15 protein-coding genes are annotated in these 13383 nt (G+C 70.9%); 7 read left to right on the forward strand and 8 right to left on the reverse strand.

From position 1 onward, the window contains the following. Positions 1-19: 19 nt before the first annotated feature. From nhaA to Aco04nite_RS11800, 3 genes are all read right to left on the reverse strand, one after another. The gene (gene nhaA, locus Aco04nite_RS11790; RefSeq protein WP_244875902.1) at positions 20-1897 is read right to left on the reverse strand and encodes a Na+/H+ antiporter NhaA; all 1878 of its coding nucleotides are present in this window, start codon (positions 1895-1897) and stop codon (positions 20-22) included. 53 nt (positions 1898-1950) lie between these two features. Further along, the gene (locus tag Aco04nite_RS11795; RefSeq protein ID WP_212997226.1) at positions 1951-2148 is read right to left on the reverse strand and encodes a hypothetical protein; all 198 of its coding nucleotides are present in this window, start codon (positions 2146-2148) and stop codon (positions 1951-1953) included. Between the two features lie 127 nt (positions 2149-2275). Next, positions 2276-2914, reverse strand: a complete 639-nt coding sequence (locus Aco04nite_RS11800; RefSeq protein WP_212997227.1) for a TetR/AcrR family transcriptional regulator — start codon at positions 2912-2914, stop codon at positions 2276-2278. 267 nt (positions 2915-3181) lie between these two features. Between Aco04nite_RS11800 and Aco04nite_RS11805 the strand changes: the two genes are divergently transcribed. The 5 genes from Aco04nite_RS11805 to Aco04nite_RS11825 all read left to right on the forward strand — a co-directional run bounded on the left by Aco04nite_RS11805 (position 3182) and on the right by Aco04nite_RS11825 (position 8469). After that, on the forward strand, positions 3182-4078 hold the full coding sequence (locus tag Aco04nite_RS11805) for a shikimate dehydrogenase (RefSeq protein ID WP_212997228.1): 897 nt from the start codon (positions 3182-3184) through the stop codon (positions 4076-4078). Next, a complete protein-coding gene (locus tag Aco04nite_RS11810) occupies positions 4071-5870 on the forward strand; it encodes a bifunctional sugar phosphate isomerase/epimerase/4-hydroxyphenylpyruvate dioxygenase family protein (RefSeq protein ID WP_212997229.1) in 1800 nt (599 codons plus the stop codon). The genes Aco04nite_RS11805 and Aco04nite_RS11810 overlap by 8 nt, the downstream gene beginning before the upstream one ends. A gap of 81 nt (positions 5871-5951) precedes the next feature. After that, on the forward strand, positions 5952-6344 hold the full coding sequence (locus tag Aco04nite_RS11815) for an STAS domain-containing protein (RefSeq protein ID WP_212997230.1): 393 nt from the start codon (positions 5952-5954) through the stop codon (positions 6342-6344). 34 nt (positions 6345-6378) lie between these two features. After that, positions 6379-7956, forward strand: a complete 1578-nt coding sequence (locus Aco04nite_RS11820; RefSeq protein WP_212997231.1) for a sensor domain-containing diguanylate cyclase — start codon at positions 6379-6381, stop codon at positions 7954-7956. A gap of 15 nt (positions 7957-7971) precedes the next feature. Then, positions 7972-8469 carry an arginase family protein gene (locus Aco04nite_RS11825; RefSeq protein ID WP_212997232.1) on the forward strand — a complete coding sequence of 166 codons (498 nt, stop codon included), beginning with the start codon at positions 7972-7974 and terminating at the stop codon, positions 8467-8469. Positions 8470-8490: 21 nt separating this feature from the next. On the opposite strand, the gene Aco04nite_RS11830 is transcribed toward Aco04nite_RS11825, so the two are convergent. The 4 genes from Aco04nite_RS11830 to Aco04nite_RS11845 form a co-directional block, all read right to left on the reverse strand. After that, positions 8491-9501, reverse strand: coding sequence for a LacI family DNA-binding transcriptional regulator (locus tag Aco04nite_RS11830; RefSeq protein WP_244875903.1), 1011 nt, complete (start codon positions 9499-9501; stop codon positions 8491-8493). A 182-nt stretch (positions 9502-9683) separates the two neighbouring features. After that, the gene (locus Aco04nite_RS11835) at positions 9684-10562 is read right to left on the reverse strand and encodes an MBL fold metallo-hydrolase (RefSeq protein WP_212997234.1); all 879 of its coding nucleotides are present in this window, start codon (positions 10560-10562) and stop codon (positions 9684-9686) included. After that, entirely contained in the window at positions 10559-11098 is a 540-nt protein-coding gene (locus tag Aco04nite_RS11840; RefSeq protein WP_212997235.1) for a winged helix-turn-helix domain-containing protein, read from the reverse strand. The genes Aco04nite_RS11835 and Aco04nite_RS11840 overlap by 4 nt, the downstream gene beginning before the upstream one ends. 54 nt (positions 11099-11152) lie before the next feature. Continuing rightward, complete coding sequence (locus tag Aco04nite_RS11845) at positions 11153-11518, reverse strand: DUF2203 domain-containing protein (protein ID WP_212997236.1); 366 nt, start codon at positions 11516-11518, stop codon at positions 11153-11155. Between the two features lie 76 nt (positions 11519-11594). On the opposite strand from Aco04nite_RS11845, the gene Aco04nite_RS11850 reads away from it, so the two are divergent. Beyond that, entirely contained in the window at positions 11595-11873 is a 279-nt protein-coding gene (locus tag Aco04nite_RS11850) for a hypothetical protein (protein ID WP_203835142.1), read from the forward strand. Here Aco04nite_RS11850 and Aco04nite_RS11855 read toward each other — a convergent pair whose 3' ends face one another. Beyond that, the gene (locus Aco04nite_RS11855; protein WP_212997237.1) at positions 11874-12704 is read right to left on the reverse strand and encodes an SDR family NAD(P)-dependent oxidoreductase; all 831 of its coding nucleotides are present in this window, start codon (positions 12702-12704) and stop codon (positions 11874-11876) included. 68 nt (positions 12705-12772) lie between these two features. Between Aco04nite_RS11855 and Aco04nite_RS11860 the strand changes: the two genes are divergently transcribed. Then, on the forward strand, positions 12773-13366 hold the full coding sequence (locus tag Aco04nite_RS11860; protein ID WP_212997238.1) for a TetR/AcrR family transcriptional regulator: 594 nt from the start codon (positions 12773-12775) through the stop codon (positions 13364-13366). The last annotated feature ends 17 nt before the right edge of the window (positions 13367-13383 follow it).

Genomic DNA, 13383 nt, shown 5'->3' on the forward strand with positions numbered 1-13383 from the left:
ATCCCTCGAAAGGCGCTGTTCAGGGCACTTTTGGCGACAACGAGCTGCGGATCCGGGCGGCCTTCACGGCTTCCTTGAGGGTGGCGACGTCGTACGCGCCGTAGTGGCGCCGCCCGTTGATGAAGAACGTCGGGGTGCCCGAGACCCCGCTCAGGTCGGCGGAGTCGACGTCCTGGGCGACGCGCTCGGCGTACGTGTGGTCCATCAGCTCGTCGTGGAAACGGTCGACGTCGAGGCCGAGCTGGTCGGCGTACCGAAGAATGTCCATGATCCGCAGGTGGTCCTGATGGTCGAGCATCAGGTCGTGCATCTCCCAGAACTTGCCCTTCTCCGCGGCGGCCTCCGCGGCCTCGGCGGCGAGCTGGGCGAGGGGGTGCACGTCGGTCAGCGGCAGGTGGCGCCAGACGTAGCGCAGGTCGGCGTCGACGATCAGGGCGCGGGCGGCGGGCTCGGCCTGGCCGCAGTACGGGCACTGGAAGTCGCCGTACTCGACCACGGTGACGCTCGCGTCGAGCGGGCCCCGGCAGTGGTCGCGCTCCGGATCGACCTCGGGGATGAGATCGATGATGCCCTCGGTGTCGCCGAGCAGCGCCCGCGCCCGCCGCTGCTTCGGCAGCAGCCGGGTGGCCCGGAAGACCGCCCAGGTCAGCACCGAGGCCCCGGCCGCCGCGGTGAGCACGCCGATCTTCGCCTCGGCGAGCTCGGGGCCCTCGAAGGCGAGCGCCGCGATGAGCAGGGACACGGTGAACCCGATGCCGGCGATGGTGCCGCTGCCGAGCACGGAGGCCCAGCCGACCCCCGGCCGGATCCGGCCCCTGCTCATCCAGGTCAGCGCGGCGGAGACCCCGACGACGGCGATCGGTTTCCCGACGAGATAACCCAGGATCACCCCCCAGGTCACCGGCGAGGTGTACGCCCGGACGAGAAAACCCCCGTCGACAGTGATCCCCGCGTTGGCCAGGCCGAACAGTGGAACGATCACGTAACTGGACCACGGATGGAACCGCCGCTGCAGCCGGTCGTTCGGCGACAGGGTCTCGATGACCCCGATCGCGGCGGAACGGGCGATCTCCGGGGTCGGCTGCTCGCGGAACAGCTTGAACAGCCCGCTGGCCTCCTCGAGGCGTTCCCGGGCCGGGGTGTACGCGACCGCGGTGAGCCCCATCGCGAGCCCGGCCACCACGGGGTCGACGCCGCTGGCCAGCATCGCCGCCCACAGCACGATGCCGACGAGCGCGTACACAACGCTGCGTTTGACCCGGAACACCCGCAGCGAGACGAAGACGCCGAAGGTGACCACGGCAACGGCCAGCGGCATGAACTCGATGTCCTCGCTGTAGACCAGCGCGATGACCACGAGGGCCACCAGGTCGTCGACGACGAAGACGGTGAGCAGGAAGACGCGTACCTGGTCGGGCACGCCCCTGCCGAGCAGCGCGACCAGGCCGAGGGCCAGCGCGGTGTCGGTGGACATGGCCACACCCCAGCCGTGCGCGCCGGGCCCGCCCGCGGTGACCGCGAGGTAGATCAGCACCGGGATCAGCATGCCGACCAGCCCGGCCAGGGCGGGGAGCACGAACCGGCGCCGCTCACGCAGATCGCCGAGGTCGAACTCGCGCCGCGCCTCCAGCCCCACGACCAGGAAGAACAGGGTCATCAGACCGCTGTTGACCCAGGTGCGCAGGTCCTCGGAGATGCCGTAGGCGCCCAGGTCCACCGAGAACTCGGTGTGCCACAGCGCTTCGTACGACCCGGTCGCGACGTTCGCCCAGACGAGGGCGACAGCGATAGCGGTGACGAGCACCCCGGCGCTGCCGGCCTCCGTCCGCAGGAACGCGCGCAACGGAGCGCCGAGCTGCCGCGCCCACGGGGTCCGGCCCTGCATCGCGTTGCTCACGGGGGTAAGCGTGCTGATCAACGCCGCACCGCGCAAGATCGACGGCCGGTGGATCAGCCGGCGCTGCCCTCCACGGGCGCCGGGGCGCCGGGGGCCGGAACGCGGGGGGCCGCAGCGGGCTGCGTCTCGAACGGGTGACGCAGGCGCGCCATGTTCTCGTCGCTGTGGTCGGCCGGAGCGTTGTCCGGGGCCGCCTCGTCGCGACTGGTGTCGGCGACGAACTGCGGGTTGGAGAGGTTCTCGGGAACCATGTTGTGCGGCTCCAGCTTGGGATCGGGGGCAGGGACGGATCGGGATCTACCCAGACACCGCGGAACTATGCCGCACATCAGGCCGCACATCGGCAGGCCGGCATGCGGCAGCCGCGAACCGGCTATTTCACTCAGCGGCGGAGAGGTAGGACACGATCATATCGGCCAGCATCGTGCGGTAGTGCAACCGGCGGTCAGGATCGACGAGATCCCGGCCGAAAATCGCCCCGAACGTGTGCCGGTTCGCGACCCGGAACACACAAAAAGCACTGATGGCCATGTGTACGTCGAGTGCGTCGGCCCCCGCCCGGAACAGCCCCTGCCCGCGGCCGCGCTCGAGGATCTCGCCGAGCAGATCCACCGCCGGGGTGTTGAGACCGACGAGGTCGGCCTCGGGCATCCGCGCGATGTGCTCACCCCGGTGGATGTTCTCGATGCTGACGAGCCGGATGAAGTCGGGGTTCGCCTCATGGTGGTCGAACGTCACCTCCGCGATGCGCCGGATCGCCGCCACCGGGCCGAGATGGGCGACGTCGACCTCCTGCTCGGCCGCGCGGATCCGGGCGTACGCGGCCTGCAACGCCGCCACGTACAACTGCTCCTTGCCACCGAAATAGTAGTAGATCATTCTTTTCGTCGTACGGGTACGGGCCGCGATCTCGTCCACGCGAGCCCCGGCGTACCCCTGATCGGCGAACTCGGCCGACGCGACCTCGAGGATCTCGGCCCGCGTACGAGCGGCGTCCCGGCGGCGCCCGGTGTCCATGCCTCCTCCTTGCTGGGTCTCCCCCTTGCCGGCGCGACCGGGTCGCGCGCTTCCCGGCGCGATCCAGCGCGCGACCGGTCGCGATTCAGCGCGCGCACCGGCGCGATTCAGGTTGTGTGCAATTTAGTTGTGCACAATTAAATTGCACACAACCTAGTTGTGCGCGTGGAAGTGTCCCATGCAACGCGTCGTTGACCGCGGACCCCCGGGCTGACTACTGTACGAAGCTAACTAACGTACTGGTTCGTACATTAGTGGGAGGTGCCGATGTCCGAGCGCTACCTCGTGGGTCTCATCGGCGCCGGTATCGGCGCGTCGCTGAGCCCGGCCCTGCACGAACGCGAGGCCGACCGCCTCGGGCTGCGCCTGTTCTACCAGCTGATCGACCTGACGACGCTCGGCGCGGCCCCGGACGACATCGGCGACCTGGTCCGCGACGCGCGGCGGCTCGGCTTCCGCGGGCTGAACATCACCCACCCGTGCAAGCAGGAGGTCGTCAAGCACCTGGACGCCCTCTCCCCCGGCGCCGCCGAGCTGCAGGCCGTCAACACCGTGGTGTTCCACGACGGGCGCGCGACCGGGCACAACACCGACCGCGACGGGTTCGCGGAGGGGTTCCGGCAGGGACTGCCCGGGGCACGGCTCGCCGAGGTGGTCCAGCTGGGTGCGGGCGGCGCCGGCCACGCAGTCGCGTACGCGATAAGCCGTCTCGGAGTCGGACGGCTGACCCTGATCGACCCGGACGAGGGCCGCGCCGAAGGTCTCGCCCAGGCGCTGCGAGAACGTGGGCTGCCCGCCCGCAGCGCCACCCCCGATCGGCTCGGCGCCCTGCTCGCCGACGCGGACGGGCTGATCAACGCCTCCCCGGTCGGGATGGCCGCGCACCCCGGCCTGCCGGTCCCCGAGGAGCTGCTGCATGCCGGCCTGTGGGTCACCGACATCATCTACAGCCCGCTGCGCACCGGGCTGCTACGGGCCGCGGCGGCGCTGGGCTGCCGGACCCTGAACGGCGGCGGGATGGTCGTGCACCAGGCCGCCGCCGCCTTCGAGCTGTTCACCGGTCACCGGCCCGACGTGGCCGCGATGACCGCCGACTTCACCGCCCTGGCGGCAGAAGAACTGGCAGCAGAAGAGCCGGCACGACAGGAGCCGTACCGTGCGTAAGTCGATCGCCACGGTGTCGCTCAGCGGCACCCTCGAGGAGAAGCTCGCCGCCGCCGCGCGGGCCGGTTTCGACGCCGTCGAGATCTTCGAGGCCGACCTGATCAGCGCCGCGAGCCCGGCGCGTGACATCCGGGCCATGTGTGCCGACCTGGGGCTCGGCATCGACATCTACCAGCCGTTGCGTGACTTCGAGGGTGCCGCCCCCAAGACCTTCCGGGCCAATCTGCGCAGGGCCGCGGGCAAGTTCGAGCTCATGCGCGAGCTCGGCACCGACCTGCTGCTCGTCTGTTCCAGCGTCGCGCCGCGGGCCGCCGGCGATGACGGGCTCATCGCCGAGCAGTTGCACACGCTCGCGGAGCTCGCCGCCGGGCACGGGTGCCGGGTGGCCTACGAGGCGCTCGCCTGGGGACGGCACGTCAACGACTACCGCCATGCCTGGAAGCTGGTCGCCGCCGCCGGGCACCCGAGCCTCGGCGTGTGCCTGGACAGCTTCCACATCCTGTCGCGCGGGCACGACCCCGCCGGCATCCGCGAGATCCCCGGCGACAAGATCTTCTTCCTGCAGCTGGCGGACGCGCCGCGGATGCTGATGGACGTGCTGCAGTGGAGCCGGCACCACCGCTGCTTCCCCGGTCAGGGCTCGTTCGGCCTGGCCGGGTTCCTGCGCCACACCCTCGCTGCCGGGTACGCAGGCCCGCTGTCCCTGGAGGTCTTCAACGACGTCTTCCGGCAGGCCGACGCCGAGCGGACCGCCACCGACGCCCTGCGCTCGCTGATCGCGCTCGAGGAGGCGGTCCTGCCGGAGTCACCGGTGGCCCCGCCCGCGCCGCTGCGGGGCTTCTCGTTCGCGGAGATCGCCGTCGACCCGCTCGGTGGGGTCGCGGCCGAGCGGATGCTGCGCGCCCTGGGGTTCACCCGCGCCGCCCGGCACCGCACCAAACCCGTCCACCTCTGGCAGCAGGGCGACGCCCGGATCCTGGTCAACGCCGCCCGCCCGGCCCCGGCCGACCGCCGCCGTGGCGACGCCGCCGTGTCCGCGGTGGCCGTGGACAGCGCCGATCCAGCGCAGTCCGCCGCGCGTGCCGAGGCGTTGCTAGCCCCCGGCGTACCGCGCAGCTTCGGACCCGGCGAGGCCGAGCTGACCGCGATCACCGCCCCCGACGGCACCCTGGTCTTCTTCTGCGGCACGGAATGGCTCGGCGACTTCAGCGAGCTCGACACGCCCCCGCCGGGCGCGGCCGGGATCACGACCATCGATCACATCGCGCTCTCCCAGCCCGCCCACCATGCCCAGGAGGCAGCGCTGTTCTACCAGTCGGTGCTGGGCATGCGCCGGCACGACCCGGTGGAGATCGCCGACCCGTACGGCCTGGTCCGCAGCTTCGCCATGACGAGCCCCGGCGGCGCCGTCCGGCTCGCGCTGAGCGTCCCGGCCCTCGCCGGTGACCCGCTGCCCCAGTCGGCCGGGCACCAGCACGTCGCGTTCGCGTGCACCGACATCTTCGCCACCGCCCGCGCCGTGCACGCCGGCGGCGCGAGCATCCTGCCGATCCCGGCCAACTACTACGCCGACCTGGCCACCCGCACCGACCTCGGCACCGATTTCCTCGCCGGCCTGAGAGAAGCGAACATCCTGCACGACCGCACCGAGGACGGCGAGTTCCTGCATTTCTTCACCACGATGCTCGGCCGCCGCCTGTTCTTCGAGGTCGTCCAGCGCATCAACGGCTACGACGGGTACGGCGCCGCGAACACTCCCGTACGCATGGCCGCGCAGTATCGCCTCGCATAAAGCTTCAAGAGGGACCGCCTCGCATAAAGCGGCTCGCACTATAGAAGTACAGCTTCTGGGCCTACTGCTACAAAAGGTGCCATGCGGCACTATGGCATCACCCGGATCATGGTTGACGGCGGCCGCGAGGTCTGCGTCCGGCTCTTCGGCGACGTCGACGGCGACGCCCGGGACGAGCTGCGCCGCGAGCTGCACGACGCGGTCGTCGACAACACCGCCCCGCTGTTCGTGGTCGACCTTGACGAGACCCGGTTCCTGGATTCGGAGGCGGTCGGGGCGCTGCTCGAGGGGTGCCTGCACGCCCGGGAGGCCGGAAAACAGGCGGAGATCATCAATGCACGCGGTGTCGTGCGTGCGGTGCTGACCGTCACCGGTGTGCTCGACCTGTTCGGAGCGACCCCGTCCGGCCCGAACGTCGTGCCGCTGCCCGCCGAGCGTGGTAGGCCCGATTGGCCGCACCGCCGCGCTACGTGATCAGTTTCCCGGAGCCGGTGCCGAAGTGCAGTGTGTGAGGTGGAGCCGACGCGGGACGGCGGTGCTGCTGGCCGCCGTCGTGCTGCTGGCCGGCGGCGTGGTCTCGGCGGTCGTCGGGTACGCCCTGGCCCGCAGCGAGCAGCGCTACGCCTCGCAGTCGATGGACCGCTACACCAGCGACGTCTCGGCGGCCGTGACCGCCGAGGTCAACCGGTACGGCGCGACCCTCGCGGACATGTCCCGGGCGGTCGCCGCCCAGAGCGACCTGAGCCGCGACGACTTCCGCGACATCACCGACGGCCTCGACGCCGACCGCCTGCCCGGCGCCAGCGGCCTGTCGTTCGTCGTCGAGGTCGCCCGCGAGGATCTCACCGCCGTCCAGAACTACTGGCGGGCCCACGGGGCCATCGGCCTCACCCTCAGGGCCGCCGGCCCCGGCACCTCGCACGAGTTCGTCATCTACTCCCGCTCCGTCGACGGCGTGCCGGTCAACCCCGGGCAGGATGTGGACACCGTCCCCGTGCTCGCCGAAGCCCTGGCCACCGCGCGCTACGGCGGCGCGCTCGCCGCCACCAGCACGTACGTCCTGCTCAAGGATCGCGCGCAGGCCGCCACCCGGCACGAGGCGTCGTTCAGCCTGGTCTCCCGCGTGCAGACCCGCACCGGGAGGTTCCGGGGCTGGCTCGTGATGGGCGTGCACGGCGCGGACTTCCTCGACCGGACGATCAGCGATCACTCCCAGGGCGTCGTCCGGGTCGCCGTCAACGACCCGTCCGGCACCGACACCATGGTCATCGCCAGCACCGGCGCCGGCGCCGAGGACCCCGACCCTGCCCTGGTCCGTGAACGGGCGATCAGCGTGGGCCAGCGGGTCTGGCGGCTCACCCTCTACCCCACCGAGCATCTGCTGAGCGGGACCGACCACACCCTGCGTACGGTGGCGATCGGCTCCTGTCTCGGCATCTCGCTCGTTCTGGCGGTGCTGGTCGGTGTCCTCGCCGGCGCCCGCAACCGCGCGATCACCCAGGTCGAGCACGCCACCGCCGAGCTGCGCCGCGACATCGCCCACCGCGAGGAGGTCGAGCAGCGCCTGCGCGAACGCGAGAGCCAGCTCGAGCATCTCGCCTTCCACGACCACCTGACCGGCCTGGTCAACCGCAGCCTCTTCCACGAACGCGTCACCCAGGCCCTGATCACCCACGCGGCCGCGGACGAGTCCTTCGCCGTCATCTTCATCGACCTCGACGGCTTCAAACAGGTCAACGACCGCCTCGGCCACGCCGGCGGCGACGACCTCCTGCGCCAGGTCGGCGGCCGCCTCAGCGCCTGCCTGCGCGCCGGTGACACCATCGCCCGTTTCGGTGGCGACGAGTTCGCCGTCCTCACCGAACACCTCGCCGACCCCGCCGACGTCCGCGTCGCCGCCACCCGCATCGTCGAAACGGTCGGCCGCCCCTACCTCCTCGACGCCGGCCCGGCCGGCGTCACCGCCAGCGTCGGCATCGCCCTCAACCGCCCCGGCAACGACGCCGACGACATCCTGCGCGAAGCCGACCTCGCCATGTACACCGCGAAGAAGGCCGGCAAGGCGCGCTTCGTCGTAGCCGGCTGAGCCTTACCGTGGGTCATGACCGACGCGAACGCCTACCTCGACGGGCAGGCCCTCGCGATGATCACCGGCCGCTGCTGGCCGGCCATGACGGCGTCCGTCCCCGGCTTCCACGCCATCCCCGACGACCGGGTCCTGATGATCGGCACCCGCGCCCTCGACGAGCTGGAGGTCGGGCCGTTGAAAGACAGCGACATCACGACGCTCGACGCCGCCCAGGCCCGCGACAGCAGCGCCGCCGTCACCGCGCTCGCCGCCCGGGTCGACGCCGTCCACATCCACCTGGACCTCGATGCGTACGACCCGTCCATCGCCCCGGCCAACAGCTACGCGGCACCGGACGGCCTCTTCCCCGCCGACGTCGACGCCGTCCTGCGCGAGCTCAGCGGCCAGACCCGGATCAGCTCGGCCACCCTCGCCTCCTGGGACCCCGCCCACGACACCGATCACCGCCTGCGCGACGTCGCCCTCGACGTGGTGGACCTCCTGGCCGCCCTGGCCCGTTCCGACCGGTAGCACCCCGGCCCGAGGCGGGGGTCAGGCCGAGCCCCGGACGAGGAGCCGGGTCTCCAGGAACACCGGGCCGGGCTGGGTGCCGTCGAGCAGGTGCTGGGCCTGGGCGACGGCGAGCTCGCCCATCCTGCGTTTGTCGATGTGGACCGTGGTGAGGGGCGGGTCGAGGATCTCGCCGACGGTGAGACCGTCGAACCCGACGAGGGCCAGGTCGGCGGGGATGTCCAGGCCAAGGCGACGGATCGCACGGTACGCACCCAGCGCGATCAGATCGTTGAAAGCGAACACCGCCGTCAACCCGGGATGGGCGGCGTGCAACGTCTCGAGGCCGGTCTCGCCGCCGGTCATGGACTGCTCGACGTCGACGATCGCGTCCGCCGGGAGGTCGTGGGCTGCCATCGCGGCCAGGAACCCGCTGCGGCGGGCCGGGTCGCAGGCCGGCGGGCAGTCGAGCATCCCGATGCGGCGGTGTCCCTGCGCGACCAGATGGTCCACGGCGGCGTGCACGCCGGGTGCCACGTCGAGGTCGACGGCAGCGAAGATCGTCTCGGCCGGGCGGCGGTTCATGACGACCAGGGGGACGCCCTCGATCGCGGCGGTGATGACGTCGTCGGTCTGGAACAGGTAGCCGATCATGGCGTCGACCTGGCCGGCGAGGCCGCGTAGCAGGTCCGGCTCGCGGGAGGTGTCGTCCTGGGAGCTGGCGACGACGATCTGCCAGCCACGGGCCTGGGCGGCGTCGATCACGCCGGCGATCAGCTCGGGGAAGAACGGGTTCACGACGTCCGGAACGATCAGCCCGACCGTGACGGCCCCGGGGCGGACCAGGCCGCGGGCGAAGCGCGACGGGCGGTAACGCAGCTCTTTGGCCGCCTCGAGGACCCGGCGGCGGGTCTCGGGGTCGATCTCGCCCTTGTCGTTGATGGCTCGCGACACGGTCTGGTGCGAGACACCGGCCAGCTTCGCCACGTCCCGCAGCGTCACCCGCCGGGCGGCACCACCGGCCCCGGTCTCGTCCTCGGCTTTGTCTTTCACGATCCCCGCATCGTAATCCGAACCCGGTTGACGGCCGGGCAGCACGGGGTGCAGACTCCCGTTAACGGTCACGTGACCGTTAACGGGAGCCACGGAAGGGTGACTCATGGACTTGTCGGCATTGCTGCTGAGCGTCCGGGCGGCTCAGGACGAGGCGCGGTCGGCGCTGCCCGACGCGAAGGTCAGGCCGCCCCGGCGCGGGTGGTGGCGATTCGGGAGAAGGCCTGGTGGACGAGACCGCGCCCGATGAGCCGGAACTTGTCGATCCTGCGCGGCTCGTTGTAGATGAGGAAGTCGTCGAAGCGGTGCACCCCGCGCCGGCCCTGCACGGCATGGGCGGCGTCCCGCACGGCCCGCAACTGGTCGACCGTCATCTGCGGGGCGCGCTCGTCCGGCTGGCGCGGCGCACCGATCGGGTAGTCGCGCCCGGGCCGGGTGCGCATCTCGACGTGACAGCCGAGCACGTGCGTCACCCCGCGGGTCTCGGCGACCTCCACCAGGCGGTCGAGGGTGGCCACGAACGCCTGGGCGTCGGCGACGTACAGCCGGCCGGGCAGGACCGTGTCCCCGGTGAGCAGCAGGCCGGTGCGGGGGTCGAAGACGCTGATCGCCGCCGCGTGATGACCGGGCGACCCGGCGATCTCCAGAACCCGGCCGCCGAGATCGAGCGACACGGTGCCGGCAGGCCAGTCCGGCCCGAATCCGAAGTACGCCCGGACGTCGTCGACGCCGTGCCCGACGACGGTGGTGCGCGGCCGGCCGGCGAACTGCCCGTCAGCGGCGACGTGATCGCCGTGCGGGTGGGAGTGGGCGACGATCAGCTCGTACCCGTCAGGAAGGAGGTTGTCGATCGTCTCCCGCAGGGGAAACAGCTCCGGGTGGGCGGTCGCGCCCGTGTCCAGCAGCAGCGCCCGCTCGTCGCCGATCAGCAGGACCAGGAACGGCGCCTCGTAGTTCACCGCCCGGCTCTGCCGCAGGATGACCGTACGCTCATCGTAGTGGTGGATCTGGATCGCGGGATCACCCTTCCCGCCGTGGCCCCACGTGACGTCGAAACTCATTGCTTCTCCCCCTCGGTCCCGGCCACGAACGGCGTGGCCGCCATGAAAAAGCGGACGTGGCGCGCTCCCGGCCGGTCCCCGTCGGCCCGCCCGAGGTACGGCTCGAGCAGCGCCTTCCACCTCGTACGCAGCTCGGCCACCTCCTCCGGCGTCACCGACGCGACCGCAGCGACCATCCCGAGGCCATCTGCCCCACCGGCCCGATCCGCGTACGCCCGGATGGCCGCGGTCTCCCGTTCGACGACGAGGCGCTCGAGCTCCCGCCCGGCAGCCGCACTCCCGTCGACGCGCAGATCGGGCGCGGGCGTCACCACGCGCCACTGCCGTTCCCGCCGGTCGGGGCCGGGCGACGACTCCTCGACGTAGCCGTACTTCGCTAACTGGCGCAGATGGAACGAGCAGTTCGCCTGGGGCACACCGAGGACCCGGCCGCACTGGGCCGCGGTCGCCGGGCCGGTGGCCCCGAGCAGTTCGAGAAGGTTCAGCCGCAGCGGGTGGGTCAGGGCCCGGATCGCCTGCGGATCGGGAACGCGCATATGCCAAAGGTTACTTTGACACTTGGATTTGTCAAAGCTTTCTTTGGCTTATGATCAGGCCGGCAGCCGCCGCCTTCCGGCGAAGCCGAGGTCGAGGCGGTGGTACCAGTCGAGTGAGGTCTCGCCCTCCAGCCAGCACAGCAGGACGGGTACGCCGTCGAGCTCGGCCGGGTAGTCGACGAGTAACGGTGCGATGCCCTTGAGCTCCGCGCCGGTCTGCTGGACCTGGGTCATGAGCTCGTCGAGGCGGGCCTCCGCGGCCTTGCGCTCGGGCAGACCACCCAGGTCGGTGGGGGTGCCGCCGGGGTTGAGGCCCGCGGTCAGCTCGACCACGTCGGCCCGGACGACGACGATCTCGTCGAGCAGCGGAAGCAGCGTGGCGAGCTCCGCGCGCGCCTCCGCGACGGTGAACAGAGCCATGCGCGTCAGTCTGTCATCCGGGCAATACGTCACTGCCGCAGGTGCCGTGCGGGCCCGAGCGGCTACGGTTCATCCCATGACGTCCTACTCGGGCCCCGCGACGCTGATCCTCACCGACGGCGCGCGCGTGGCAGGCATGGCAACGCTCAAGACGAACGAGCGTGGTGATCTCAAGGGCTGGACCGGGTCTTTCCGCCCCGACCAGGCGAGCACGGAGGTCCGCAACGCGAGTGACGGACTGCGCCTGGAGCTGCCCTACGAGGAGATCGGGGAGGTGGATGTCACGGGCGTGCGGCGCCTGCTGGCCACCCAGGTCCTGATGTCGCTCGTGGGCAAGGGTCCGGCACCCTTCTAATCAGAGCGAGGCGAGCAGTCCCTCGGTGCGGTCCCAGAGGTCACGGGCCAGGGCGGCATCGAGGGCCTGTGGATTCGGCCGCCGAGCCGGGTTGCGCCGCTCGTAGTAGGTGCCGGAGACCCAGTCGGTGCCGGGGCGGCCCTCGGCCAGCCAGACGAGCTGATCGGCACCCTTCTCCGCGGTGATGTAGAACCTGCGGACGAGCGGGTTCCCGGTCATGAACCGCATCAGCGGGCTCGTGGTCTCGGAGCCGAAGCTGCTCGCGACGTTGCCCGGGTGGAACGCCGCCGCGGAGATGCCCCGGTCGTGGTAGCGCCGGTGCAGCTCCTTGGTGAACAGGATATTTTCGAGCTTGGCGGTGCCGTAGGCCCGGACCGGCGTGTAGTCCCGGTCGTGGTCCAGATCATCGAGCACGACCTTGCCGCCGATGCGCGCGGCGATGCTCGAGGTCTGCAGCACCGACGCCCCGCTCGCGACGAGCTTGTCCATGAGCAGCTCGGTCAGCAGGAACGGCGCCAGATGGTTGATCTGGAACGTCTTCTCGAACCCGTCGACCGTCTTCACACGGTCTCCGAAGACACCGCCGGCATTGTTGGCGAGAACATCGATCCGCGGGTACGCCGCGTCGAGCTCGGCCGCCAGCGTGCGCACGTCGTCGAGGCGGGTGAAATCGGCGAGGTGGTACGGCACGCCGAGCTCGCGGGCAACAACTCGGGTCTTGTCGGGCGAACGGCCGACCACGACGACGTGATGGCCCCTGGCGTGCAACTGCCGCGCGGCGGCCGCCCCGATCCCGTCGGAGGCCCCGGTAATGATGATGGTCTTGGACATGCCGTCAGCGTACGCCTAACCTGTCAGTCGCTGTCAAGTTTGTCTTCAGCCGCTACTATGGGCAGATCATGAGCGAGAGTTTGCGAGAGCGCACCCGGCGCGCGGTGCAGCGCGAGATCGGCGACGCGGCCCTGGCCCTGTTCGCGGAGCGCGGCTACGACGCCACGACCATCGACGACATCGCCGCCGCCGTGGGCATGTCACAACGCAGCGTCTTCCGCTACTTCGCCACGAAGGAGGAGATCGTCGTCGGCAAGCTCGAGCTCGCCGTCGACGACATGCTCGACGTCCTGCGCGCCCGCCCAGCCGGCGAGCCGGTGTGGACGTCCCTGCGCCGAGTCTTCGACGTGGTGGATCATTACGGGGACCAGCCGGAGTTCGCGGCGCTGATCCACCGCATGGTGTTCGACACCCCGGCCCTGTCCGCCGCCTACCTGCACCGGCTCCAACTGATGCAGGACGCCGTCGTCGCGGTGCTGATCGTGCGTGCCGCGGAGGCCGGGAGCCCCTACACCGCAGACGATCCGGCGCCGCGCGCGCTCACGGCGTCGGCTTTCGGCTGCCTGGTCGCCGCGCAGCACTCATGGCTGGCCTCCGGCACCACAGGCACCTTCGCCGAGGCCCTCGACCGAGCCATGGCCACCCTCGTCCCCCGCGTCTAGACGAGTAAGTCCTAACT

This window comes from Winogradskya consettensis, assembly GCF_018332715.1.
In the GTDB taxonomy this organism is placed as follows: domain Bacteria; phylum Actinomycetota; class Actinomycetes; order Mycobacteriales; family Micromonosporaceae; genus Actinoplanes; species Actinoplanes consettensis.

Coding starts and splice junctions, on each gene's coding strand:
- Aco04nite_RS11795 (WP_212997226.1), bottom strand. CDS start 2,148: ATGGTTCCCGAGAACCTCTCCAACCCGCAGTTCGTCGCCGACACCAGT.
- Aco04nite_RS11800 (WP_212997227.1), bottom strand. CDS start 2,914: ATGGACACCGGGCGCCGCCGGGACGCCGCTCGTACGCGGGCCGAGATC.
- Aco04nite_RS11805 (WP_212997228.1), top strand. CDS start 3,182: ATGTCCGAGCGCTACCTCGTGGGTCTCATCGGCGCCGGTATCGGCGCG.
- Aco04nite_RS11815 (WP_212997230.1), top strand. CDS start 5,952: ATGCGGCACTATGGCATCACCCGGATCATGGTTGACGGCGGCCGCGAG.
- Aco04nite_RS11825 (WP_212997232.1), top strand. CDS start 7,972: ATGACCGACGCGAACGCCTACCTCGACGGGCAGGCCCTCGCGATGATC.
- Aco04nite_RS11835 (WP_212997234.1), bottom strand. CDS start 10,562: ATGAGTTTCGACGTCACGTGGGGCCACGGCGGGAAGGGTGATCCCGCG.
- Aco04nite_RS11840 (WP_212997235.1), bottom strand. CDS start 11,098: ATGCGCGTTCCCGATCCGCAGGCGATCCGGGCCCTGACCCACCCGCTG.
- Aco04nite_RS11845 (WP_212997236.1), bottom strand. CDS start 11,518: ATGGCTCTGTTCACCGTCGCGGAGGCGCGCGCGGAGCTCGCCACGCTG.
- Aco04nite_RS11850 (WP_203835142.1), top strand. CDS start 11,595: ATGACGTCCTACTCGGGCCCCGCGACGCTGATCCTCACCGACGGCGCG.
- Aco04nite_RS11855 (WP_212997237.1), bottom strand. CDS start 12,704: ATGTCCAAGACCATCATCATTACCGGGGCCTCCGACGGGATCGGGGCG.
- Aco04nite_RS11860 (WP_212997238.1), top strand. CDS start 12,773: ATGAGCGAGAGTTTGCGAGAGCGCACCCGGCGCGCGGTGCAGCGCGAG.